Genomic DNA, 23,791 nt, shown 5'->3' on the forward strand with positions numbered 1-23,791 from the left:
ACTCGGGCGAGGAGGGCCGATGGTGCGGCGCCGTACCGCCGGGTACCGACGGCGCCGGTCGGGCGCAGGAGTATCACGGTCACGGCGGCACCCGCCGCCGTGACCGATTCGGCGACACTCTTAATGTGGCTCTACGTCACGATTTTCCCGGACTATCCGGTCCACCGCGTCCCTGGCCTCCCGCAGACCGGCCCCGGTACGGCGCCGGTAGATCCGGACGGCGGCGACATCGCCCTGGCCCGCGGCTGTGCTGAGCACCTCGGCGTTCAGGTCCGCGACGTCCACCGGATGCTCCGGCACGGACCGCGTCCGCCGCCGTAGAAATCGGGCGACGAGCAGCATCCCCCCGCCGGCGACACCTACCAGCAGCGCAATCGTGATCATCATGGCGTCCATCCTTCGGCCGGTCACCGCCTTCCGTGTCGGTCCGGACACTGAACCGTGCCGGGCGCCCGTCCGGCTCGGATCCGGGTCAGATGTCGGCGCCCACGACCGACGGCTTGACCGCACCCCAGCCACCGTCGACATCAAGGAAGGCGCCGCTGACGTTGCGGGCGGCGTCACTCGCCAGGAAGAGCACCGCCTCGGCGACGTCGGCCGCTTCCTGCATGCGCCGCAACGGAACATCCCGCAGGTAGCCGTCCCGCACCGTCTCGTCCCAGCCCGGCGGGGGCCAGGCGTCGGAGGTCCGGATCAGAGCCGGCCGCACGGCGTTGCAGCGCACGTTGTGCGGGCCCCATTCCGCGGTGAGGGTACGGGTGGCCGCCTCGATGCCGCCCTTGGCGGTGGCATAGAGGATCCAACCGGTGTTACCGGTCGCCCCGATGCCGGAGGAGATGTTGACGATGCTGCCGCCACCGTTGTCCGCCATGTGCCGGGCGGCATGCCCGGCCAGCAGCAGCGGAGCCCGCAGATTCACGGCCATGAACGCGTCGAACGCCTCCGGGGTGACCTCGTCACTCGATCCGAACGTACCGAAGCCCGCGTTGTTGACCAGGACGTCGAGCCGGCCGAACCGGGCGATCACCTCCCGCAGCGCGGCCACCGGGGCGTCGGGCCGGGAAAGGTCCATGTGGATCACGGTCGGGTCGTGCGGGAGTTCGCCGGCCAGGCGGGCGAGATGATCGGCCCCGCTGCCGAGCAACGCGACCCGGGCGCCGGCACGTGCCAGCCGTCGGCTGATCGCCGCCCCGATCCCCCGGCCCCCGCCGGTCACCAGTACGGTCCTGCCCAGCAGCGGCTCGCCGAAGGTGGCGCCGTCCGGGGCGCTCATGCCGTGAACCGATCGCGCAGAGCGGTGAGGCCGGCGCCGTAGAGGCCGATGACGAAGTCGACGCTCCCGGGTTCGTCGGCGGCGTCGACGTCGAGGTCGGCCCACCACTCGACGAAGGCGTGACCACTGTCGGTGATCGGGTGGACCCGCATCACCGCGTCGATCCGGCGGACCGGGAACGGGTGCTCGATGACCTCGTAGCCCAGCGTCCGGCGGGTGTCGTCGAGCATGGTCAGCCGTTCCCCGGTTCCGGCCGGGGTCGCGGCGAACCTCACGGCGCGGACCGCCCCGACCGCGGACGGATGACCCGAGGTGATCTCGCTGCTCGCGATTCCCGGATGCCAGGCGGCGAGTCCGTCGAAGTCCCGGATCACCGCCCAGACGTCGGCGGCCTCTCCCGGGACGACCGCGCTGACGTAGGCCTTGCTCATGTCACTCCTCATGATTGCTGTGCACGAACCGGTCACGGCCATGCGGTGTCCAGCCTTCGCGACCGGGCCGGCCGATCCCAGACCGGAACACCGCCGATCCGGGCCGATCAGCGTCCGATTCCCCGCCGTTCTCCGTCCACCCGCCTGGACCACCGGCCGGGTGGCCCGCGACACGGGCATACGATGGCCGTCGTGTCCGTGACCGACGATCCACCGCCACGCCGTCTCGCGGACCGGCTCAGAGAGACCCGCAGCACCACCTTCACCGGCCGCGATCCCCAGTTGGACGAGTTCCGCACGGCGCTCGCGGGAACGCCCGGCGCTCCCGTCCTGCTGTATCTGGAGGGTCCCGCCGGCATCGGCAAGTCGGCGCTGCTGCGCCGTTTCACGGACATGGCGTCCGCTGCGGGACGGCCCGCGATCGAGGTCGACGGGACGGCGGTCACCGGCGGGCCCGCCGCGTTCGAGGCGGAGGCCGCCGGTGCGCTCACCGCTGACCGTCCGGTACTGCTGATCGACGCTTTCGAACACTGTCAGGGCCTGGAACGCTGGCTCCGAGAGCGGTTCCTGCCCCGGTTGCCCGACGGGGCGGTCGTCGTTCTGGCCGGCCGCCGCCCGCTGGATCTCGCCTGGCGGACCGATCCCGGCTGGTTCCCGCTGGTACGGGTGCTGTCCATCAGCGGTCTCACCCCGGCGGAATCGGCGGAGCTGCTCTGCGCCCGTGGGGTCCCGCCCGAACAGCAGCCACCGTTGATCGCCTACGCCAACGGTCACCCGCTCGCGCTCTCCCTCGCCGCGGAGGTGACCCTGCGAGAGGGCGTCTGGCAGCCGTCGCAGGACGTCACCTCGGCCCTGCTCCGCCGGCTGATCGAAGATGTCCCGTCACCGGCGCACCGGCAGGCCCTGCACATCTGCGCACACGCCCGCGGAACGACGGAGGCGCTCTTACGGGCCGCCCTCCCGGACCGGGACACCGAGCCGATCTTCCGCTGGCTCCGGGTCCAGCCCTACATCGAGGAGGGCCGTGACGGCCTCCGGCCGCACGACATGATCCGCGACGTACTCGACACCGATCTGCGGTGGCGTGATCCCGAGCAGTACCGGGCGATGCACCGGAGGATGCTCGAACATCTGGTCCAGGAAGTGCGGACGGCGGCCCCCGGCTCGCTGCTGCACCGGGTGGACGCCGTCAACTACCTGCACCGTAACGGGCGGATCAAACGCCGCTACTACCGTTTCACCGGGTGCGGGGAGGTCACCGAGACGCCGGTACGCCCCGGGGACCGAACAGCGCTGCTCGACCTGACCCGCCGTGCCGAAGGCCCGGAATCCGTCACACTGGTCGATCACTGGCTGCGGCACCAGCCGGACGCCTTCCACGTCCACCGCCGCTGCGACACCGACGAGCCCGCCGGATTCCTCACCCGGCTCCGCTTCGGGCCGGCCGACGAACGACTCGCCGCCTCCGACCCGGTCACGGCAGCCGCCTGGGAGCACACTCGTCACACCGCACCGTTGCGTGACGGCGAACACATCGAGATCGCCCGGTTCATCATCGACCCGGTCCACTACCAGCGACCGTCCGCGATCCTGGACCTGGCGCTGCAACGTCTCGTCGGAACCTATCTCACGGCGGCACCGGCCTGGACCTACACACTCTGGTCGGATCCGTCGTTCTGGGACGAGCTGATGACGTACTCCCAGCACGAGTCGGTGGCGACGTTGCCGCAGGGCGGGCTCTACGGCCACGACTGGCGGTCCCGGCCGCTGTCCGGCTGGCTGGCCGCGGTCGGCGCCGAGGATCTCTTCGGACGCCGTCCGGATCCGGACGGCGTCCCGGCCGGCGGCTACACGATCCTCTCCCGGTCCGGCTTCGACACCGCGGTCCGCGACGCCCTCCGGTCGCGTCGTGACCCACAACGCACCTCGGAGAATCCGCTGCTGGGCACCCGGCTGGTCGCCGAGCACCCGGAACCCGACCCCGTCGCCGCCCTGGACCTGCTCCTGCACGAAGCGGTCGAGCGACTCGGCCGGGAGTCCGAGGCGCTGCGCGTCACCTACTTCGACGACCTGCCGTCGCAGGAGGCCGCCGCGGCACGGCTGCGGCTGCCCATGACGACATACCGGCGGCATGTGACCCGCGCTACGGAACGGGTGGCGGACCGCCTCTGGGCACAGGAAACCGCTACGCACGGAGAACCCGGCGTAGTGAACAACGAATGACCTGACCGTTGAACAGTCCGCCGGTGCACGGTGGCGCTCGACCAGAGCGGCAGCGCACATCGAGGGACTGATGATCAACACATGGGCCGAACGGCTGAGGGCGACCGCCCGGACGTCGTTCGTCGGCCGGGACGCCCAAATCGACCGGTTCCGGGCCATGCTCGACGACAGGGACCCGGCCCGGGTCATGTACGTGCACGGCCCCGGTGGCATCGGCAAAACGATGCTGCTGCGGCGGTACGCGGACATCGCCGAGGCCGCGGGCTTCCCGGTGAGGTCGGTCGACTGCCGGACCGTCGCACCGACCACCCACGGCCTGTGGGCGTCGGCCGCGGCATCCGGATGGCGACGGCGCACCGTCCTGCTGATCGACAGCTTCGAACTGTGTCATCCCCTCGCCGGATGGCTCTGGCAGACGTTCCTTCCGCACCTGAGCGCGGAGGTACGCGTGGTGATCGCCTGCCGTCGGCCACCGGACCCCCTCTGGGCGGCCGACCCGGGGTGGACCGATCTGCTCCGGGTGATCGCCCTGCCCTGGCTGTCCGACGCCGAGGCCTCCTCGATACTCGACCGGCACGGTGTGCCACCGGCGTCACGGCACCGCCTGCTCCGGCACGCCGCCGGGTATCCGCTGGCCCTGGCCCTCGCGACCCGGCGTGCCCCTCCGGTCGACCCCTCTGCCACCCTGCTCGGCCGAGTCGTCGGCGTTGCGCCCAGCGCGGCACATCAGCTTGCTCTGGACGTCTGCGCGCACGCCCACCACACGACAGCCGGCCTGCTGCGCGAGGTCACCGGTGACGGTGGCGAGGAGCTGTTCGACTGGCTGCGGGAGCAACCGTTCATCGAGGCCGGACGACACGGGCTCGTACCGCACGAGCCGGTACGCCGCCACCTCGACGACGACCTGCGCTGGCGCGACCCGGAGGGCTACCGGAAGCTGCACGCTCGCATCCGCCGCCACTTCACCGGACGGCTGCGCACCGTGACCGGCGCCGCCGAACTGCCGATCGTGGCCGCGCTGACCCACCTCCATCACCGCGCCGAGGGCTCCGGCCCCCACCTGCGATCATGGCCGCACGACGGCCTGCGGGAGGAGCCGTACCACCCGGACGACCGCGCCGCCCTGATGGAGCTCGCCGCCAGCGCCGAGGGACCGGCGGGCGCCGAAGCGGTCGCGTTCTGGTCGGACCGGCAGCCCGAAGCGTTCCACGTGCACCGGCACACCGTCACGGGCCGGCTCACCGGTTTCGTCGGCTGCCTGCTCCTGAACGGCGACGACGACGCGTCCGACACCGACCCGGTGGCCGGAGACGCCCGCCGCCACCTACGGGACACCGCCGACCTGCGGCCCGGCGAACGTTTCAACGTGGTGCGCTTCCTGGTCTCGCCACAGCGGTACTACCAGCCGTCGCCCGCCACCGACCTGGGAATCCTCCGGGTCACGGCGCAGTTGTTCACGACGCCCCGGCTGGCCGCCACGTACGTGGCGATCCCGGCCTCCGCGGATTGGCACCGGTTCCTGGACTATTTCGGCTTCACCGAACTGCCGGGCCTCCACCAGGGCCGGCGGCTCTACACCCACGACTGGCGTACCGTGCCGGTCAGTACCTGGAGCAGGACGCTCGACCAGCGAGTGCTGGACGGTGCCGCGCCCTGGCCGCCGCCGCTCGCCGTGCTCACCGCCGACGCATTCACCCAAGGGGTACGCCAGGCGCTGCGTGTGCTCGACGATCCGGTACGACTCGCCGCGAGCCCGCTGCTGCGGACCCGGGTCGTGGCCGCGGAACACGGTGACCCGGTGACCGGGCTGCGGCGGGTCATCGAGCGAGCGGCCGCCGAACTCGGTGCGGACCGGCGTCTGCACGACACCCACGAGGCTCTCCGCGTCGCCTACTTCGGCAGGCGGATCCCGTACGCCGTCGCGGCGGAACGGCTCGGCGTGGCCGAGAGCACCTTCAAACGGCGACTCCGCGCCGCGGTCGACGGCATCTGCCGTTCCCTGTGGCAGCAGGAGCTGGACGGCATGCGGCCGTGACGGCCCGCTCAGCCCCGCGCCGCGGCACGCACGGCGTACGCGTCCACGACCGTCTCATCAGGTACGGACGCCCCGTCGCGCAGACGGCAACCACACCTCGATCCGCACCTCGCGGTCGAGAACCACGGATGGACGCCGGCACCGGCCCCCGGCCGTCGGTGACCGCTTCTGACCTGTCGTCTGAGCACCCGGCGAACGAAGACTGCCAGGTGTTCGAACGACGGAGGGAAACAGTTGACCACCATCACCGACTTCACCGTGCTGGACGACCCGGTCGGTAGCTCTCTTCGCGGCCCCCACGCCGCGCTGGCCGACACGGCGGGATCCGCAGTCCGCTACCCGGACGACATCGCGCCGTTCGGCGCCCTCGACGACACCGGCGATCCGGCCGCCTGGGCCGGGCTGGCCGCGCTCACCACCCCCGGCACGGAGACACTGCTCCTCGACCGGCTGACGGCACCGCCCGCCGGCTGGACCCGTACCGGCACCCTGCACGGCATCCAGTACACCGGCGCCGGCATGCGGACCGAACCGGATCCCGAAGCGGTCCCCCTCGGCCCCGCGGACGTGCCCGACATCCTCGATCTGGTCGCCCGGACCAGGCCCGGGCCGTTCCGTGACCGCACCATCGCACTCGGCTCCTACCTCGGCATCCGCCGGGACGGTCGCCTGGTAGCCATGGCCGGTGAACGGTTCCGGCCACCGGGGTACACCGAGATCAGCGCGGTCTGCACCGATCCCGCGGTCCGGGGACAGGGCTTGGCGGCGCGGCTGGTCCGGGCAGTCGCGCACGGCATCCGCAGCCGGGGCGAGATTCCCTTCCTGCACGTCATCGACGGCAACACCGCGGCGATCCGGCTCTACGAATCGATGGGTTTCGACGTTCGCACCCATGTGCGTTTCGTCGCCCTCCGCTCGCCGCGGGTGGCGCCGCGGTCCTGACGACCTCGGCCACGACGGTGTGGATCGCCCGCCGGGGCGGCCCGGCCACACGGTCATGGCTCGGCCGTGATCAAGGGAGATCCTCCAACACCGCACGGTGTGTCGCGAGGGCAGCGGCGATGCTGCCGAACAGCGCGGCATGCCGAGGCTCGGCCGACATGCAGGCGCCGACCGCCTCCGCCGCCCCTGCCGTCTCCTCTCGCAGCAGGCCCGCCACCACCACGGCATCGCTGTCATCACGGATCTCGGCAGCGATGGCCGTGGCCAGTTCCGCCGCGTGGGCGCGATGATTGTCCCGCAGGCCCGTCAGCAGACCCGCCAGGTGCGGCCGGTCGCTGATGATCCGTGTGTAGCGGCCGTCCATCGCACGGCTGTGATCCAGTTGCCGCCACAGGTCACTCATGAACACTCCTTCGGGTGCGGAGCGATCACCGATCGTGTTCGCCGAGTACCGCACCGGCCCATCACCGCTGCCAGGCTGGGCGACGGCGAGGGCCACCCGCGAGCCCACCGGTGCCCATGGGACGTCCCGGCTCAGGCGAACGAACGGAGCATGTGTGTGACGTAGCGGCGCGAGGCGACGGCGGGATCCGTCCCCGCGGCCGCCACCACACCCCTGTTCCCCGCGATCAGCAGCCGGAAGTCGGCGACGGTCAGGTCGTCGCGTGTGGGGAACCGCCGGCGCAGGGTGGCGACGGAGAGCCGTGCGCGGCGGGCGACCCGGATCATCGGCGCGTCCTCGCCCACCTCGGCGAACACCGCGCGAGCGGCGGCCAGGATCCGGACCCGGTTCTCCTCGGCATCCCAGCGCATCCGCGAAGCCTACGACAGCGACTGCCACCACCCGGCCCGGGATCCGCTCACATGATCACGAGAGACGGCTCCACCGGTGACCATGGTTTCTCGTGACAGCGACATACCTCGTGACAGGGGCCTCCAGCGGCATCGGCCGGGCAACCGTTCTCCGGCTCGCCGCCCGCGGCCATGACGTGCTCGCCGGCGTGCGCCGCACCGCCGACGCCCCGGACCATCCCCGCGTACGCCCCCTGCTGCTGGACGTCACCGACCCGGCGCAGCTGGCCGACGCGTCCGCCCGCGTCGGCCGCCTCGACGGGTTGGTCAACAATGCGGGTGTCACCTTCGTGGGCCCGCTGGAGCATCTCCCCCTCGACCGCCTGCGGACCCAGCTGGACGTCAACGTCGTCGGGACAGTCGCGGTGACCCAGGCTTTCCTGCCCGCGATCCGGGCCGGGCACGGGCGCATCGTGATGATGAGCTCCTCCGCCGGGCGCGTGACGATCCCGCTGCACGGGGCGTACTGCGCGTCGAAGCAGGCCGTGGAGGCCGTCGCCGACGCCCTGCGCCAGGAGTTGCGGCCGTGGCGGATCCCGGTCGTCGTGATCGAGCCCGGCACGTTCAGGTCCCGCAACCGTGACGCCACCGAGGCCGCGGCGCTCGCGGACCGTACGGCTCTGGGCCGGGCCGCCGAGGAACGCTACGGCCCCACCATGGACGCGTTGCTGGCGACCAACCGGAAGGTCGAAGCCACCGCCGGCGACCCGGACCGCGTCGCCGCCGCCGTGGAGCGGGCTTTGACCGCGGCCCGGCCCCGAACCCGCTACCTGGTCGGCTCCCGTGCCCTCATCGTCACCTCCCGGCTGTTACCAGCGCGAACGATGGACTCGCTGCTGATCCGGAGCCTGGGGCTGGCCACCCGGGCGTGACGGGTGCTCCGGGCGAGCAGCGGACTCGCCCGGAGCACGTCCGGTCGGCGACGGGCCGGCCCTCGCACCGGCCGAACCCGCTCGGACCGGCACCCCCATCGACGCGGGGCAACCGGCCGTGCTAACGTGATCTTGTTGCAGTTTTGATTTCCGTAGACGTTTTCGGCGCCTGTTGGGGTTATCTGAACCCAAGCAGGCGCTTTTCGTTTTTTAGTCGGTTCCGACGCGGGTGATCAACGCAGCGGCAAGCGAGTCCGCACAGTGCGGCCTCCAGCAGCCTGCGAAGGAGCAGACAATGGTTACAGGTACCGTGAAGTGGTTCAACGCTGACAAGGGCTTCGGCTTCATCGCCCCCGACGACGGCAGCGCCGACGTCTTCGCCCACTTCTCCGCGATCGCGTCGAGCGGCTACCGCAGCCTCGACGAGAACCAGAAGGTCGAGTTCGACGTCACCCAGGGCCAGAAGGGCCCGCAGGCGGAGAACATCCGCCCGCTCTGATCCACCGCCTTGCGATGACGGCGGCCCGGCTGATTCAGCCGGGCCGCCGTTTCGTGTCGGCCCTCGGCTGTTCGCACCGTGAACGCCTCGAGGTGAACCCGCACCACCCCCGCTGAGCAGAAGCGGAAGGGCGCGCCGAGCGGCCGCGGATCCGGTGACCAGTCCCGGACGCCGTGTCCACCGCGACGCCGGGTGCGACACGGCTGCGGTTGACGCGCAGATAGAGCAGAGCCCCACCGATCACCAACAGCGACCACAACAGGTAGACGCCGGTCACCGCGAGCAACGCCAGGACCACCACGCAGGCAGCGTAGGCGGTGGCTCGTCCCGCGCTGCCCTTCGGGAGCAGGCGCAGCGCGGCGAAGATGCCGACCGCGTACACCGTCACGAAGGAACCGGTGGTCAGCAGCACCAGCGGCTTCGCGCCGAACCCGGTCGCGACGACGATGCCCAGGGAGAGAAAGGAGAGCAGCGCGTTGACCCCGAGGCTGCGGCGCGGGACCTGGCCGGCCTGGCTGCCCCGCGACAGCCACGCCGGAAGTGCGCCGTCGCGACCGAGCGCCGAGCCGAGTTTGGCCACGCCGGCGTAGTAGGCGTTCATGGCGCCGAACGTGAGCAGCAGCGCGGCGACGGCGGCCAGGATCCTGGCGTTGCCACCGAGGCCCACGGCCATCAACTCGCCCAGCGGTGCGTCCGTCTCGGCGGCGCGCGGCCCGAGCACCGCGATGATGGCGAACGCCACCGACAGGTAGAGCAGGCCGATGATGAGGATGGCCGCGGCGGTGGCGCGGGGGACGTCCTTGCGCGGGTGGCGGAACTCGGCGGTCAGGTGGGTGATCGTCTCCCAGCCGACGAAGCTCCACACCAGCAGGGCGGCGGCGGTCGGCACGGCACCCCAGCCGTGCGGGGCGAACGGCCGCAGGTTGGCGGTGTTCGCGTCGGGTATCGCCACCACCACGGCGACGATCAGGAAGGTGACCAGCAGGACGGCGGCGGCGAGCTGCACCTTGCCGGCCGGCTGGACGCCGAACGCGTTGGTGGCGGTGACGACGACCATCAGCAGGAATGCGGCGATCGCGGTCGTCGTGGCGCCGCCGCCGAGCGCGGCGGACACGTAGGCCCCGCCGAACAGGGCCGCGGCGGCCGCGCCGGGCGGCACGGCGAGGTAGAAACACCAGCCCACGACGGCTGCGGCGCGATGGCCGAAGGCCAGGCGTGCGTACGTCGACACGCCGCCCGCGTCGGGGTGGCGGGCGCCGAGGGCGGCGAAGGTGAAGGCGAGCGGCGCGGATGCGACCACCAGCAGGAGCCAGGCGAGCAGCGACGCGGGCCCGGCGGCTTCGGCGGCGAGAGCGGGGAGTGCGATGACCCCGGTGCCGAGCACCGCGCCGACGTACAGTGCGGTGCCCTGGATGGTGTTCAGGCGGCCGCCGGGCGACTGGGCAGTTGATTCGCTCATGGCGCCTACTCTCGTCAGGTCGATCCATCGTGGATAGTGGCAGAAACGTCGGGATGCGCTAGATTCCTGCCATGGCGCCTCATGTGGTGGCGGTCGCCGTGACCGACGGCATGCCGATCTTCGAGTTGTCGGTGCCGGTCGAGGTGTTCGGCAACGACCGCAGCGACATCGCCTCCCCCTGGTACGACCTGCGCCTGTGCGCCGCCGAGCCGGGTCCGCTGAGGACTGCCGGCGGGCTGGCGGTGAACCCCGCATACGGGCTCGAGGATCTGGTGGCCGCCGACACGGTGCTGGTGCCGGCGTGCACCCGTCCGAAACAGATCGACCCGCCGGCCGCGCTGGTCGACGCGGTCCGCAGGGCCCACGCGGCGGGCAGGCGCATCGTGTCGATCTGCACCGGCGCATACGTGCTGGCCGCGGCCGGTGTGCTCGACGGCCGCCGGGCCACCACGCACTGGCTGAACGCCCACGACCTGGCGTACCGCTATCCGGCCGTGACCGTCGACGCGCGGGTGCTCTACGTGGACGAGGGGTCGGTGCTCACCTCGGCCGGCACGGCCGCGGCGATCGATCTCTGCCTGCACCTGGTCAGGCGTGACCACGGCGCGGCGGCGGCCAACGAGACCGCCCGCCGGATGGTCGTGCCGCCGCACCGCGAGGGCGGTCAGGCACAGTTCGTGCAGCCCACGATCCGGGCCGACGAGCGTGGTGACCTGGGGCTGGTGCTGGCCTGGGCCCGCGAGCGGCTGGACCAGCCGCTCGCGGTGGCCGACCTGGCCGGCCGGGCGCACATGAGCGCCCGCACGTTCGCCCGCAGGTTCCGCGACGAGCTGGGCGTCACCCCCCTGCAGTGGCTGCTCGAGCAGCGGGTGCGGCTGGCGCAGGAACTGCTCGAGACCACCGACGACACGGTGGAGCAGATCGCCCGTCGGGCGGGCTTCGGCACCAGCGCCGGCCTGCGCCAGCACTTCGGGCGGATCATCAGTGTGTCGCCCCAGTCCTACCGGCACGTGTTCCGGCATCGGGCCCGCACCGCCGCAACCGGCTGACCGGTCCGGACAGTCACCGACGCGGAAGCCATGCCGGCGGGCCCGGGTCAGCCGGGCAGGCGGCCGAGCAGCAGCGCCTCGGCCGGGCAGACCCGGGCGAACTCGGCCAGGTGCAGGCTCTCGTTCTCCTCAGTCGCCGGTGGGCGCCAGAACGACCTGGGCGGAACCGGTCTGGCCCTGGGCGTCGGTGTACTCGGCGACGAACACCGCGTTCAGGCCCTCCGCGCCCTCGTGACCGGGGTCGACGAAGGTGGTGATCGAGCCGGTGCAGCCGGACGCGGTGGACAGCGGGTGGCCGTGCTGGTCGTGGCCGAGGATGTAGGTCACCTCTACGTTCGCGCAGTTCACCGGGGCGTCGTCGACCACGTTCACCGCGAAGGCGACGGTGTCGCCGAAGGCGAAGTCCTGCCCGGCGACCGGCGTCACGAACGACACCGTGGGCGCCACCGGTCCGACGTGCAGCAGGAACTCCGCGGAGGCGGACCGGCCGGTGGAGTCGGTGACCTTCAGGGTGGCCCGGTAGTCACCGTTCTCGAGGTACGTGTACGACGGGTTCGGCTGCCGGGAGTCGACCCGGCCGTCGGCGTCGAAGTCCCACGCGTACCGCAGCCGGTCGCCGTCCGGATCGACGGTTCCCGCACTGGAGAAGTCGACGGTGAACGGCGCCGATCCGACCGTCGGACTGCCGCTCGTCCTCACGATAGGGGTCTTGTTCTTCGGCGCGTGATCGACCCGGGCCAACTGCGCCTCGGGATTCTCGGCGAAGTATCCGTCGCCGTATTCCAGAACGTACAGGGCGCCGTCCGGACCGAATTCCAGGTCCATCGGGTTGTCGAAGACGATCGACGGCAGCACCGACGCGATGTCGGTGACCCGGTTGCGGCGGTCCAGGCTGAACGCCTTGATGTAGTCGCGGGTCCACTCGTAGAACAGCGGCTTGCCGGCGAAGTCGGCCGGCCACCGGAACGGCGACTTGTTGCGTTTGTCGAAGTGGTAGGCCGGCCCACCCATCGGGCCGACGCCACCGGCGCCCAGCTCGGGGAACTCCGCGCCGGCCCCGAAGTTGTAGACGACCTCGGCCTTCTCCACCGGCGGCAGTCGGCGCAGCCCGGTGTTGTTGGGCGAGTCGTTGACCGGGTTCGCGCAGTCGAACGGCGCACCCGAGGTGCCGGTGGCGAAGTCGTAGTCGATGTACGGCAGGTCCGGTGACACGCAGTACGGCCAGCCGTAGTTGGCGGGTTTGTCGACGGCCATCCAGCGGCCGTGCCCGACCGGTCCGCGCGCCGGATCGGGTTCCTTGGCGTCGGGTGAGTAGTCGGCCAGGTAGACCACGCCGGTCTTGTCGTCGACGTCGAAGCGGAACGGGTTGCGCAGACCCATCGCGTAGATCTCCGGGCGGGTCTTCGCGGTGCCCTTGCGGAACAGGTTGCCGCTCGGGACCGTGTACGAGCCGTTCGGCTTGACCGTGATCCGCAGCAGCTTGCCACGCAGGTCGTCGGTGTTGGCCGAGCTGCGCTGGGCGTCGAACGCCGGGTTGCGCCCGGGGCTCTCGTCGATCGGGGTGTAGCCGCCGGAGAAGAACGGGTTGGTGTCGTCCCCGGTGGACAGGTACAGGTTGCCGTCGCCGTCGAAATCGATCTTGCCGCCGACGTGGCAGCAGATGCCCCGGTCGACCGGAACCTGCAGGATCTTCTGCTCGCTGCCGAGCGCGAGGGTGTTGCCGCGCAGCTTGAACCGGGACAGCTGCAGGTGCCCCTTGTACGGGGCGAAGTCGGCTGCGGTGCCGTCGAACGGTGCGTCACCCTCGTTGACCGGGGTGTCCGGGTTGTCGGCCGGGGTGTTCAGGACCGGACTGTAATAGACGTACACCCACTGGTTCTTCGCGAAGTCGGGGTCGACGGCGATGCCCTGGACCCCCTCCTCGTCGTGCAGGTAGACGGGGATGGTCGCGGCGAGCACGTTACGGCCGGTGCTGGGCTCGTGGATGCGGACCTGGCCCTTGCGGGCGGTGTGCAGCACCCGGCCGTCGGGCAGCACGGCCAGGGCCATCGGCTCGCCCGGGAAGTCGTTGAGGGTCACCTTCTGGAAGTCGCTGTCCGGCGGCGGGGCGGCATGCACCGGGCTGGGCACGGCCGGCACGAGCAGGGCGGCGGCACCGGCCGCGAGAAGTCCACGCATGTCAGAACCTCAGTCCGGCGAGGTACCGGTAGCCGGCCCGGGCGGTGTCCAGCGCCTGGGCCGGGGTGCGGGGCGGGCTGCCCGCGTCGTCGCGCTCCACGATGTACTCGACCAGGCCGGCGTCGGCGGCCCGCCGGAAGATCCGCTCGAAGTCGATCAGCCCGGTGCCGGGGTCGGCGAAACCGCTGGCCACGTCCATGTCCTTGACGTGCACCTGCTTGATCCGTCGGCGGTGGCGCTCGATCAGGTCGACCGGGTCGGCGGCGCCGCGCCACGCCCAATACAGATCCACTTCCAGGTGTACGAGTTTCGCATCGGTCTCGCTCGTGAGGATGTCGAACCCGGTCCGGCTGGTGCCGTTCTGGCGGACGAACTCGTTCTGGTGGTTGTGGTACCCGAAGCTGAGACCGGCGCGGCGGGCCAGCTCACCGGCCTTGTCGAGGTCCGCGGCGAAGGCCCGGTAGACGGCGGCGTCGCGGACCGGCCCGTTCGCGCCGGCGCCGAAGTACGGGTGGACGATGAACTCGTTGCCGACGATCGCGGCGTCCTCGAGGGTGCGCTTCCAGGTGTCGGCGTTCCACGGCTGCGGGATGCCGGCGTGCCCGGAGGTGGCTTTCAGGCCGGCGTTGTCGAGGGCGGCCCGGAACTGGGCGGCGGTGCGCCCGACGAACCCGGCGTGCTCGACCCGCCGGTACCCGATCGCGGCCAGCTCGGTGAAGGTGGTCTCCAGGTTGACGGCGAGCTGGTTGCGCAGCGTGTAGAGCTGCACGCTGATCTGTTCGCGGGGTACCCGGTGGGCGGTTCCGGGCTGCGATCCGGCACCGGCGAACGCGGGCGTGCCGAGGGCGGTGGACGCGCCGGCGGCGGCGGCAACGCCGAAGAGATGACGTCGGCTGATTTCAGGCATGGTCGATGTGCCTCCGGTTTCGGTGATGAACGCGGATGACCGCGGCACCCCCGCGGTCGGCAACTTTTCACGCAGAACGACGTTCTTTCCGGACGTTACATTGCATTCACGTTCGTCACTAGTAGGACATCTTTATGAAACACTTGAACTTCCGCACGATCTGAGAAAAGCCTTATCGGTTCGACGAGAACGCCGCATCGAACGCCGACGATGGCGCGTCGAACGCCAGCCCGCGGACGAACCGCAACGCCTCCGGCGCGCCGACGAGCCGGTCCATGCCCGCGTCCTCCCACTCGATCGACAGTGGACCGTCGTAGCCGATCGTGTTCAACGCCCGGAAACAGTCCTCCCACGGCACGTCGCCGTGACCGGTCGAGACGAAGTCCCAGCCCCGCCGCAGGTCCGCCCACGGCAGGTGCGAGGCCATCCGGCCGCGGCGCCCGTCACCGGTGCGCACCTTCGCGTCCTTGCAGTCCACGTGATAGATCCGGTCGGCGAAGTCGAGGATGAAATTCACCGGATCCAGGTCCTGCCACACGAAGTGCGACGGGTCCCAGTTCAGGCCGAACTCCGGCCGGTGCCCGATCGCCTCCAGGGTCCGCTTCGTCGTCCAGTAGTCGTAGGCGATCTCGCTCGGGTGCACCTCGTGCGCGAACCGGACCCCCACCTCGGCGAACACGTCCAGAATCGGGTTCCAGCGGTCGGCGAAGTCGGCGTACCCCCGTTCGATCATCGACGGCGGGACCGGCGGGAACATGGCCACGGTGTGCCAGATCGACGACCCGGTGAACCCGACGACGGTGTTCACCCCGAGTTTCGCGGCCGCCCGGGCGGTGTCCCTGATCTCGTCGGCGGCCCGTCGGCGTACCCCCTCGGGCTCGCCGTCGCCCCAGATCCGGGCCGGCAGGATGTCCCGGTGCCGCTCGTCGATCGGATGGTCGCAGACCGCCTGGCCGACCAGGTGGTTGCTGATCGCGTACACCCGCAGGTCGTACTCGGCGAGCTGCTCACGTTTGCGGTCGACGTACCCGTCGTCGGCGAGCGCCCTGTCGACCTCGAAGTGATCACCCCAGCAGGCGATCTCCAGACCGTCGTAGCCCCACTCGGAGGCCAGCCGGCACACCTGGTCGAACGGCAGATCGGCCCACTGGCCGGTGAACAGGGTGATCGGTCGTGCCACTCTCATCAGCTCCTTCGGCTTCCGGACGGTTCCCACAGCAGGGCCTTCACATCGGTCGCGGGGGACTCACCGGGACATCGAGCCTTCGCACTCGCGGGCGGCGACAGACGGCGGTCAGACGGCGATCCCGGTCAGCGCCGGTTCCACCTCCGACCAGGAACCCAGGGCGGCGGACCGCTCGACGGCGTCCAGCACCAGCTGCACCTGGAGCGCGTCGGCGAACGACGGTGTGATCGGGCCGCCGGTGGCGATCGCCTCGATCAGGTCGCGAGCCTGGTGGGTGAAGGAGTGCTCGTACCCGATGAGGTGGCCGGGCGGCCACCAGGCGGCGACGTACGGATGGTCCGGTTCGGTGACCAGGATCCGGCTGAAGCCCTGCTCGTCCGAGGGGAGGGCGGCGTCGTAGAACTCCAGTTCGTTCATCCGCTCGAAGTCGAAGACCACCGAGCCCCGCGAACCGTTGATCTCCACCCGGAGACCGTTCTTGCGGCCGGTGGCGAACCGGGTGGCCTCGTAGGTGGCGATGGCGCCACCGTCGAGGCGGGCCACGAACAGCGCGGCGTCGTCGACGGTGACCGTGCCCAGCCCGCCGGCCGCCTGCGGGCGCTCCTTGACGAACGTCTCGGTCAGCGCGCTGACTCCGGTGATACGCCGGCCGGTGACGTACTGGGTGAGGTCGATGATGTGCGCGCCGATGTCACCCAGCGCGCCGGAGCCCGCCCTGTCCTTCTGCAGCCGCCAGACCAGCGGGAACTGCGGGTCGGTGATCCAGTCCTGCAGATAGACCGCGCGGACGTGCCGGATCTCGCCGAGTCTGCCGTCGGCGATCAGCCGGCGCATCAGGGCGACGGCGGGCACCCGCCGGTAGTTGAACCCGCACATCGCCCGGACGCCGCCGGCCGCCGCACGGGCCGCGGCCGCGGCCATCGCACGTGCCTCGTCGATCGTGTTCGCGAGGGGTTTCTCGCAGAGGACGTGCTTGCCGGCGGCCAGGGCCGCGATGGCGATCTCGGCGTGACTGTCGCCGGGGGTGCAGACGTCGATCAGGTCGATGTCGTCCCGGGCGATCAGCGACCGCCAGTCGGTGGTGTGCTCCTGCCAGCCGAGCTGGGCGGCCGCCGCGGCGACCTTGCCCGGATCCCGGCCGCTGACCGCCGTCATCCGGGCATGCAGCGGCAGGTCGAAGACGCGGTTCACGGTGCGCCACGCCTGTGAGTGCGCCGTGCCCATGAACGCGTAGCCGACCATGCCGATGCGCAGGTCCGTGGTCTGCGTGGACAAGATGGGTCTCCCCCTCCGGTACGGTCAGAAACCGAGCTTCAGGTACGCGCTCGCGTTGTCCTTGGTGACAGTCTCCGAGGCCAGCACGATCTCCTTGGGCACCTGGAGTTCGACCAGGTCGCCGAGGCCCCTCCCTTGCCCGATCAGCCGGGCCAGGGAGATCGCCGAGGACGCCATCGACGGGCTGTAGGTGACCGTCGCCTTCAACGGCGAGTCGTCGGCCTGGATCGACTCGATCGCCTTCTTCGAGCCGGCGCCACCCACCATGATCATCTCTTTGCGGCCGGCCTGGCTCAGTGCCGCCAGCACGCCCACGCCCTGGTCGTCGTCGTGGTTCCAGAGCGCGTCCATCCTCGGCAACGCCTGCAGCAGCTGGGACGCCTCCTGCTGACCGGAGTCCACGGTGAACCGGGCGGCCCGCCGGTTGGCGACCTCGAATCCGGCGGCGGCCAGGGTGTCGGTGAACCCCTTCGACCGGGTCTGGGTCAGCTCCAGTTCGTCCATCCCGGCGATCTCCCCGATGATCGGGGCGGCCACGCCCTTCGCCTTCATCTGCGCGATGACGTAGTCGGCGGCGGCCACCCCCATGCCGTAGTTGTCGCCGAGGATCTGGGTGCGGTAGGCGCGGGCGCTGGGGAAGGCCCGGTCCAGGTTCACCACCGGGATCCCGGCGGCCATCGCCTCCAGGCCGAACGCGTTGAGCTCCTTGCCGTCGTGCGGCAGCAGGACGATCACGTTCGGCTTCTGCCCGAGCAGGGTGGCCAGGGCGGCCCGCTGGGTGGCGGCGTCCGAACCCGACTCGACGGCCTTGAGTTCCACATCCGGGTACGCCTGCGCCTGCGCCTTCGCATTCGTGATGATCGCGCCGAGCCAGCCGTGGTCGGCGGCCGGGGCGGAGAACCCGATCACGACCTCGGTGCCCGGCGCGGCGTTGCCACCGGCCGCCTCGGACCCGCCGGTCTTGATCTGGGCGTCGTTCGGCTCGGCCTCGTTGCTGGTGCACGCGGTGAGAAGGGTTCCCGCGCCGAGTGCGGCCCCGCCGAGCAACAGGCGGCGCCGCGACAGGTCGCGACTGCTCTGAGTCATCTTTTCTCCCGATATATCGGTATGGATGGAGCGAGAAAAGGGCACACGGGACCCGGCGGCCGGCCGGAACTCAGTTCCTGATGCGGCCGAGAAGCCGGGTGACGGCGTCGAACCGGAACTGCTGAACCAGGACGGCGGCGATGATGATGCCGCCCTTGACCATGTTCTGGGCCTCGGTGGACAGCCCGTTGATGGCGAACAGGTTGGTGATGGTGGCGAAGATGATCACGCCGAGCAGCGAGCCGACGATGGTGCCCCGTCCGCCGCTCAACAGCGTCCCGCCGATGATGGCGGCGGCGATCGCGTCCAGCTCGTACAGGTTGGCCATGGCCGCCTGCGCCGACGTGGCCTGCGAGGTCAACATGATGGCCGCCAGGCCGCAACAGAGCCCGCTCAGCCCGTACAGGAGCATGGTGTGTCTCTTGATGTCGATGCCCGCCAGACGCGCGGCCTCGGCATTGCCACCGACGGCGACCGTGCGCCGGCCGAACGTGGTGCGGTTGAGCAGCACCCATCCGGCCGCGGCGACCACCGCGAGGATGTAGACCAGCAGCGGGATACCGAGGATCTTGGTGCTGGCGATGCCGTTGATCACGGCGCTCTCGGAGATCTGGGTCTGCTTGCCGGAGATCTGCGCGGCCAGGCCGCGGGCCGCCACCAGCATCGCCAGGGTGGCGATGAAAGGCACCAGTTTTCCGTACGCGATGAGCAGCCCGTTGACGAGCCCGACGCCCAGTCCGACCGCCACCGCGGTGAAGATCATGCCGCCGGCGCCGAACGACTGGGTGGCGACGGTGGTGGCCCACACCCCGGCCAGGGCCACGATCGCCCCGACCGACAGATCGATGCCACCGCCGATGATCACGAAGGTCATGCCGACGGTGACCACGCCGATCACCGAGGCCAGTTGCAGAATGGAGAGGACGTTGTTCCAGACCCAGGTGGAGTCGCTGTAAAGCTGCGGCCGGGTGATCGCGCCGATCGCGATCAGCGCCGCCAGCACCCCGAGCAGCACCAGGTTGCGCGTGGTGTTCTCGCTGTTCTCGCCGGCCCATCGGCGTCTGACGTCGCTCTTCACCGCTGTGGCGGTCACGCGGGCGCCCCTTCCATGAGCGATCCCGCCATCACGAGATCGAGGACGGTGTCTTCGTCGAGTTCGCCGGCGGCCGCGGTGCGCACCAGCCGGCCCTCCCGCATCACCAGCACCCGGTCCGCCAGCCCGAGAACCTCCGGAACCTCGCTGGAGACCAGCAGCACGCCCACCCCGTCGGCGGCCAGATCCCGGATCACCCGGTACAGCTCCGCCCGGGCGCCGACGTCCACACCACGGGTCGGTTCGTCGAGGATCAGCAGGCGGGTGCCGCCGAGCAGCCACCGGCCGACGACCACCTTCTGCTGGTTACCACCGGACAGCGTGCGCACCCGGCGGTCGACGTCGGCCGGTCGCAGGTCGAGCGACCTCGTCACCCGGCCGGCGGACTCGCGTTCGCGGCGGGCGCTGGTGAAACCGAACCGGGCCAGCCTGGTGAAGGTGGACAGGGTCACGTTGCGGTAGATCGGCTCGCCGAGCAGCAGCGCCTGGCTCTTGCGCTCCTCGGGGGCCATGCCCAGCCCGGCGCGGACGGCCGCGCCGACACTGCCCGGGGTCAGCCGGCGGCCGTCGACGGTGACCGTGCCCGCATCGGGACGGCGGGCGCCGTAGACGGTTTCGAGGAGTTCCGAACGGCCCGAGCCGACCAGACCGGCGATCCCGACGATCTCCCCGGCGGCGACGGTCAGCGAGACGCCGCTGAACTCGCCTCCGCGGCTCAGGTTCTCCACCCGCAGCAGTTCCTTCTGCCCGGTCTTCTCCGGCGGCCGGGGCGGGAAGACGTACTCGATGGTGCGCCCGGTCATCCGGCTGACCAGCTCGGCGGTCGGGGTCTGCGCGGCCGGCAGCCCGGCGGCGGTGGTGCGGCCGTCCTTGAGGACGGTCACCCGGTCGCCGATGGTCCGGATCTCCTCCAGCCGGTGCGAGATGTAGACGACCGCGATGCCCTGGGCGGTCAGCTCCCGGATGATCCGGAACAGGTTCGCCACCTCGTCGTGGGCCAGGACCGCACTCGGCTCGTCCATGATCAGCAGCCGGGCGTCGTGCGACAGCGCGCGGGCCATGCTGACGATCTGCTTCGCGGCGGCCTGCAGCTTGTGCACCGGGCGGCGCGGCGGGATCTCACCGTGGCCGAGACGTCCGAGGATCTCCCGGGTACGCGCCGCGGCGTGCCCCCGGCGGACGAACCCGGCGCGGCACGGCTCGTGCCCGAGGAACACGTTCTCGGCGACGGTCAGGTCCTCGACCAGGTCCAGCTCCTGGTAGATGGTGGCGATGCCGGCCTTCATCGCGGCCTGCGGGTTCGCGAAGGCGACCGGCTCACCGAGCCACTCGACGACTCCCTCGTCGGGGCGGTGGACGCCGGCCAGCACCTTGATCAGGGTGGATTTACCGGCGCCGTTCTGCCCGAGCAGACAGTGCACCTCCCCGGCCCGCACCTCCAGTTGGACACCGTCGAGTGCGCGTACCCCGGGAAAGGTCTTGACCAGGTCGGTAAGCCGCAGGATGACATCGGCTGTCATGACGCCTGCTCAAAGGCCACGTGGCTGGCCAGCACCGCAGCACCGGTGACTCCAGCACGCGAGCCCAGCTCGGAGAGCACGACCGGCAGGTTCCCGGTGGCCAGTGGCAGGGAGCGGCGGTAGACGGCGCTGCGGATCTCGGCCAGCAGCAGGTGACCGAGGTGGGCCAGCCCGCCGCCGATCACGATCATCGACGGGTTGGCGAAACTGACCAGCGAGGCGAGCACCGAGCCGAGCCGGTGCCCGCCGTCGCGGATCAGCCGGATGCAGGCCACGTCCCCCTCGGCGGCGCCGTCGGCGACGTCCCGGGCGGTGAGCACTCCGTTCGCCGCGAGCCGTTCAGCGAGCGCGGGCGAGGCGCCGGACCGGGCTGCGGCGGTCGCGTCGCGGGCCAGGCCCACACCGCTGAACACCGCCTCCAGACAACCGGTGTTGCCACAGGAACAGACCGGGCCCTGCGGGTCGACCTGAATGTGGCCGATGTCCCCGGCACAACCGTCGGTGCCCCGGTAGACGTCGCCGTGGAGATGGATGCCGCAGCCGATCCCGGTGCCGATCTTGATGAACAGGAAGTCGTCGACGCTGTGCGCCACTCCCCCGTGCCGCTCACCGATCGCCATGATGTTCACGTCGTTGTCCACCACCGCTGGACAACCGTGCTCCCGGGCCATCAGCTCGCGCACCGGAAACCGGTCCCAGCCCGGCATGATCGGCGGCGACACCGGCACGCCGTCGCGGAAACTGACCGGCCCCGGCACCCCGATGCCGATGCCGTCGAGGCGTTCGTAGGCGCCGTCGATACGAGCCTTGGCGAGCAGCTCGTTGACCCGGTGCACGATGTTCTTCGGCCCGGACCGGATGTCGGCGGCCTCGGTGTACGCCGCGACGGGCTCGAGCCGGCCGTTGACGACCTCGACGTCGATGGAGCTGGCGCCCAGGTCGACGGCCGCGAACCGCAGACGCGGCTGCAACTCCACCAGGGTGGACCGCCGGCCCCCGCGAGAGGCGGCCATTCCGGCCTCAGCGACGTACCCGGCGCCGACGAGCCGTTCCACCTCGGCGAGGAGCCGCGGCCGGGTCAGCTCGAGGCGGTCCGCGAGCTCGGCCCGGGAGAGGGGCCCCTCGTCCCGGAGCATCTGCAGAAGTCGCAGGTAGGGCGGGTCGACTGAGATACGCACGCGCAACTCCTCAACGCTGAGTTACCGACCTGTTACGTGCGACACACAGTAGAAGCCATCGATCGACGTGTCCATGTCTTCATATGGATCAGCGTCAACTTTTGCCTAAGTATGCAAAAGATGGCCGCGCATCATTCGGAACGTTGCCTCGCCATCCACTGCCAGATGCGCTCACCGCCGACGCGCGGGTCGTTGCGGCCGACATAGATCCAGGACCAGTGACCGGGGAACCGGTAACCACCCCACTCGACGCGGTCGTAGAGGGACAGCCGCGACCCCGGGATCAGGTCGTGCGCGTGCACGGTGTTCGGCTCGGGCGCCACCGTGTCATCGTCACGAGAGGCCACCAGCCAGGTCGGGGTGCCGATCGCGGCCAGCTCCGCGTCGGTGATCATGCGAGGGCCACCCGGCTGGAACGCCTGAACCACACCGCAGATCGGCACCGACGACGCGAACAACTCCGGGTACACGGTGGTCATCTTGAGGCTCATGTAACCGCCGTTACTGCACCCGACCACGTGGATACGACTGGCGTCGACCCGGTGGCGGCGCACCACCTCGTCGATGACCGCGCGGATCTGCGGGGCGAACCGGTCGCCGTCCTCGAGCCAGAAGGAGGTGCTCTGCGGGGCCACGACGTACGCGCCGCCGAACGCCCGCTGCCCCTCGGCGGTCACGAACCCGAGGGCGCCCCGGTTGGCCCGCAGTTGCGTCTCGTTGTCGTAGTACTCCGGCAACGATGCACCCTCTCCCCCACCGTGCAGCCACACCACCAACGGGCGGGGGCGGGCGCTTCGTGCGGGCTCGTACAGCCGGTACTTCAAGCCGCCCCTGGAGGTGTGGTAGCCGAAAGCGTCCACTTCGGGATCGACCAGGTCACCCTGCACGAAGTCGTCGACAGTGACCGTCCGGCCGCCGCGCAGCCGCAGCGGCGCCAGCTGCGTGATCGTGTACTCCAGCACCAGCCGGACGTTGCGCCCGCGCAGCGCGGCCCACCCCAGCGTGGCCCCACCCGCCTGACCCTCGGCATGGCTGAGTTCCAGCACGACGTCCCCGTGCCGGTCCAGCCGCGCGGCCGTCACGACCCGGTCCATGTCGTACGTCCCGAGCACCACATCGTCGGCAGCCAGCGGACTCGTGGCCGTGGCGTGCACGGCGAAGGTCCCGCTGGTGAGCGTCGCCGGATCGATCCGCCCGAGCTTCGCGGTCGCCAACGTGACCGCGACGACCTGCTCCCCACCGTCGAGCGTCCGCGCCTCGAGCCGGAACCGGACGCTCGCCCGGCCGGCCCGCGCCGCCCGGGGAAGGGCAAAACCGGCGGCGACTCCCGCACCGGCAACCAGAACACCACGACGACTGACAGACATGCCCACCTCGTTTCGGAAACATTACACAGCTGTTTCATTGAAACTGGTCTATCACGATCGGGTGGCCCCCGGGGACCGCTACCCTCGACGCGATCCGCACAGGAAGCAACGAGGTCGACCACGCATCGACCGTCATGACGACCTGAGCCACCTCACCGGACGCCGACATCCGCCGACCCGCCGACGAGGGCCCGCGCCCCTCCCCGGCGCGGGCCGTGCACACACCACGGATCCTGGCCCGCCCTCGGCGTCAGGCGCCCCGGGTACCGCCGCGGTCCACGACGTATCGGGATAGGCTGGGACCGGTGACCAGTGATGCCGGGGTTCGAACGTTCACACTGGATACCAGGGTCGGCGGGGCCTCCG

21 protein-coding genes are annotated in these 23,791 nt (G+C 70.8%); 6 read left to right on the plus strand and 15 right to left on the minus strand.

The window, feature by feature from the left end:
• Positions 1-120: 120 nt before the first annotated feature.
• The 3 genes from QSK32_RS13335 to QSK32_RS13345 all read right to left on the minus strand — a co-directional run bounded on the left by QSK32_RS13335 (position 121) and on the right by QSK32_RS13345 (position 1,704).
• Entirely contained in the window at positions 121-387 is a 267-nt protein-coding gene (locus QSK32_RS13335; RefSeq protein WP_157410681.1) for a hypothetical protein, read from the minus strand.
• Positions 388-472: 85 nt separating this feature from the next.
• The gene (locus tag QSK32_RS13340) at positions 473-1,273 is read right to left on the minus strand and encodes an SDR family NAD(P)-dependent oxidoreductase (RefSeq protein WP_045739793.1); all 801 of its coding nucleotides are present in this window, start codon (positions 1,271-1,273) and stop codon (positions 473-475) included.
• Entirely contained in the window at positions 1,270-1,704 is a 435-nt protein-coding gene (locus tag QSK32_RS13345) for an SRPBCC family protein (protein WP_045739792.1), read from the minus strand. The genes QSK32_RS13340 and QSK32_RS13345 overlap by 4 nt, the downstream gene beginning before the upstream one ends.
• A gap of 192 nt (positions 1,705-1,896) precedes the next feature.
• On the opposite strand from QSK32_RS13345, the gene QSK32_RS13350 reads away from it, so the two are divergent.
• The 3 genes from QSK32_RS13350 to QSK32_RS13360 all read left to right on the plus strand — a co-directional run bounded on the left by QSK32_RS13350 (position 1,897) and on the right by QSK32_RS13360 (position 6,904).
• Positions 1,897-3,927 carry an RNA polymerase sigma factor gene (locus QSK32_RS13350; protein WP_157410680.1) on the plus strand — a complete coding sequence of 677 codons (2,031 nt, stop codon included), beginning with the start codon at positions 1,897-1,899 and terminating at the stop codon, positions 3,925-3,927.
• A gap of 70 nt (positions 3,928-3,997) precedes the next feature.
• A complete protein-coding gene (locus tag QSK32_RS13355; RefSeq protein WP_045739790.1) occupies positions 3,998-5,962 on the plus strand; it encodes an ATP-binding protein in 1,965 nt (654 codons plus the stop codon).
• A 234-nt stretch (positions 5,963-6,196) separates the two neighbouring features.
• The gene (locus QSK32_RS13360) at positions 6,197-6,904 is read left to right on the plus strand and encodes a GNAT family N-acetyltransferase (RefSeq protein WP_045739789.1); all 708 of its coding nucleotides are present in this window, start codon (positions 6,197-6,199) and stop codon (positions 6,902-6,904) included.
• Between the two features lie 70 nt (positions 6,905-6,974).
• On the opposite strand, the gene QSK32_RS13365 is transcribed toward QSK32_RS13360, so the two are convergent.
• Together QSK32_RS13365 and QSK32_RS13370 are read right to left on the minus strand one after the other, a co-directional pair.
• Positions 6,975-7,307 (minus strand): hypothetical protein, encoded by a 333-nt coding sequence (locus QSK32_RS13365; RefSeq protein WP_157410679.1) that lies wholly within the window; start codon positions 7,305-7,307, stop codon positions 6,975-6,977.
• Between the two features lie 131 nt (positions 7,308-7,438).
• Positions 7,439-7,717, minus strand: coding sequence for a TetR family transcriptional regulator (locus QSK32_RS13370; RefSeq protein ID WP_285472057.1), 279 nt, complete (start codon positions 7,715-7,717; stop codon positions 7,439-7,441).
• A 92-nt stretch (positions 7,718-7,809) separates the two neighbouring features.
• On the opposite strand from QSK32_RS13370, the gene QSK32_RS13375 reads away from it, so the two are divergent.
• Positions 7,810-8,628: an SDR family oxidoreductase gene (locus tag QSK32_RS13375; protein ID WP_083448711.1), complete on the plus strand. Its 819-nt coding sequence runs from the start codon at positions 7,810-7,812 to the stop codon at positions 8,626-8,628.
• Between the two features lie 295 nt (positions 8,629-8,923).
• Positions 8,924-9,127, plus strand: a complete 204-nt coding sequence (cspE, locus tag QSK32_RS13380; protein WP_045739787.1) for a transcription antiterminator/RNA stability regulator CspE — start codon at positions 8,924-8,926, stop codon at positions 9,125-9,127.
• A 34-nt stretch (positions 9,128-9,161) separates the two neighbouring features.
• Here the strand turns inward: cspE and QSK32_RS13385 are convergent, their stop codons facing one another.
• Entirely contained in the window at positions 9,162-10,586 is a 1,425-nt protein-coding gene (locus QSK32_RS13385; protein ID WP_083448710.1) for an APC family permease, read from the minus strand.
• A gap of 71 nt (positions 10,587-10,657) precedes the next feature.
• On the opposite strand from QSK32_RS13385, the gene QSK32_RS13390 reads away from it, so the two are divergent.
• On the plus strand, positions 10,658-11,635 hold the full coding sequence (locus tag QSK32_RS13390; RefSeq protein WP_285472058.1) for a DJ-1/PfpI family protein: 978 nt from the start codon (positions 10,658-10,660) through the stop codon (positions 11,633-11,635).
• A gap of 129 nt (positions 11,636-11,764) precedes the next feature.
• Here the strand turns inward: QSK32_RS13390 and QSK32_RS13395 are convergent, their stop codons facing one another.
• From QSK32_RS13395 to QSK32_RS13435, 9 genes are all read right to left on the minus strand, one after another.
• Entirely contained in the window at positions 11,765-13,813 is a 2,049-nt protein-coding gene (locus QSK32_RS13395; protein WP_285472059.1) for a PQQ-dependent sugar dehydrogenase, read from the minus strand.
• A gap of 1 nt (position 13,814) precedes the next feature.
• On the minus strand, positions 13,815-14,720 hold the full coding sequence (locus QSK32_RS13400) for a sugar phosphate isomerase/epimerase family protein (protein WP_285472060.1): 906 nt from the start codon (positions 14,718-14,720) through the stop codon (positions 13,815-13,817).
• Positions 14,721-14,892: 172 nt separating this feature from the next.
• Entirely contained in the window at positions 14,893-15,900 is a 1,008-nt protein-coding gene (locus QSK32_RS13405; protein WP_045739944.1) for a sugar phosphate isomerase/epimerase family protein, read from the minus strand.
• 114 nt (positions 15,901-16,014) lie between these two features.
• Positions 16,015-17,148, minus strand: coding sequence for a Gfo/Idh/MocA family protein (locus QSK32_RS13410; RefSeq protein WP_502872533.1), 1,134 nt, complete (start codon positions 17,146-17,148; stop codon positions 16,015-16,017).
• A 57-nt stretch (positions 17,149-17,205) separates the two neighbouring features.
• Positions 17,206-18,267 carry a substrate-binding domain-containing protein gene (locus QSK32_RS13415; RefSeq protein WP_285472062.1) on the minus strand — a complete coding sequence of 354 codons (1,062 nt, stop codon included), beginning with the start codon at positions 18,265-18,267 and terminating at the stop codon, positions 17,206-17,208.
• Positions 18,268-18,337: 70 nt separating this feature from the next.
• Positions 18,338-19,345: an ABC transporter permease gene (locus QSK32_RS13420; RefSeq protein WP_245673788.1), complete on the minus strand. Its 1,008-nt coding sequence runs from the start codon at positions 19,343-19,345 to the stop codon at positions 18,338-18,340.
• 11 nt (positions 19,346-19,356) lie between these two features.
• Positions 19,357-20,880: a sugar ABC transporter ATP-binding protein gene (locus QSK32_RS13425; RefSeq protein WP_285472063.1), complete on the minus strand. Its 1,524-nt coding sequence runs from the start codon at positions 20,878-20,880 to the stop codon at positions 19,357-19,359.
• Positions 20,877-22,058, minus strand: coding sequence for an ROK family transcriptional regulator (locus QSK32_RS13430; protein WP_425394605.1), 1,182 nt, complete (start codon positions 22,056-22,058; stop codon positions 20,877-20,879). The genes QSK32_RS13425 and QSK32_RS13430 overlap by 4 nt, the downstream gene beginning before the upstream one ends.
• A 131-nt stretch (positions 22,059-22,189) precedes the next feature.
• Complete coding sequence (locus tag QSK32_RS13435; protein ID WP_285472064.1) at positions 22,190-23,425, minus strand: prolyl oligopeptidase family serine peptidase; 1,236 nt, start codon at positions 23,423-23,425, stop codon at positions 22,190-22,192.
• Positions 23,426-23,791: the final 366 nt, after the last annotated feature.

It is taken from the genome of Actinoplanes sp. NBRC 101535 (genome assembly GCF_030269225.1).
In the GTDB taxonomy this organism is placed as follows: Bacteria; Actinomycetota; Actinomycetes; order Mycobacteriales; family Micromonosporaceae; genus Actinoplanes; species Actinoplanes rectilineatus.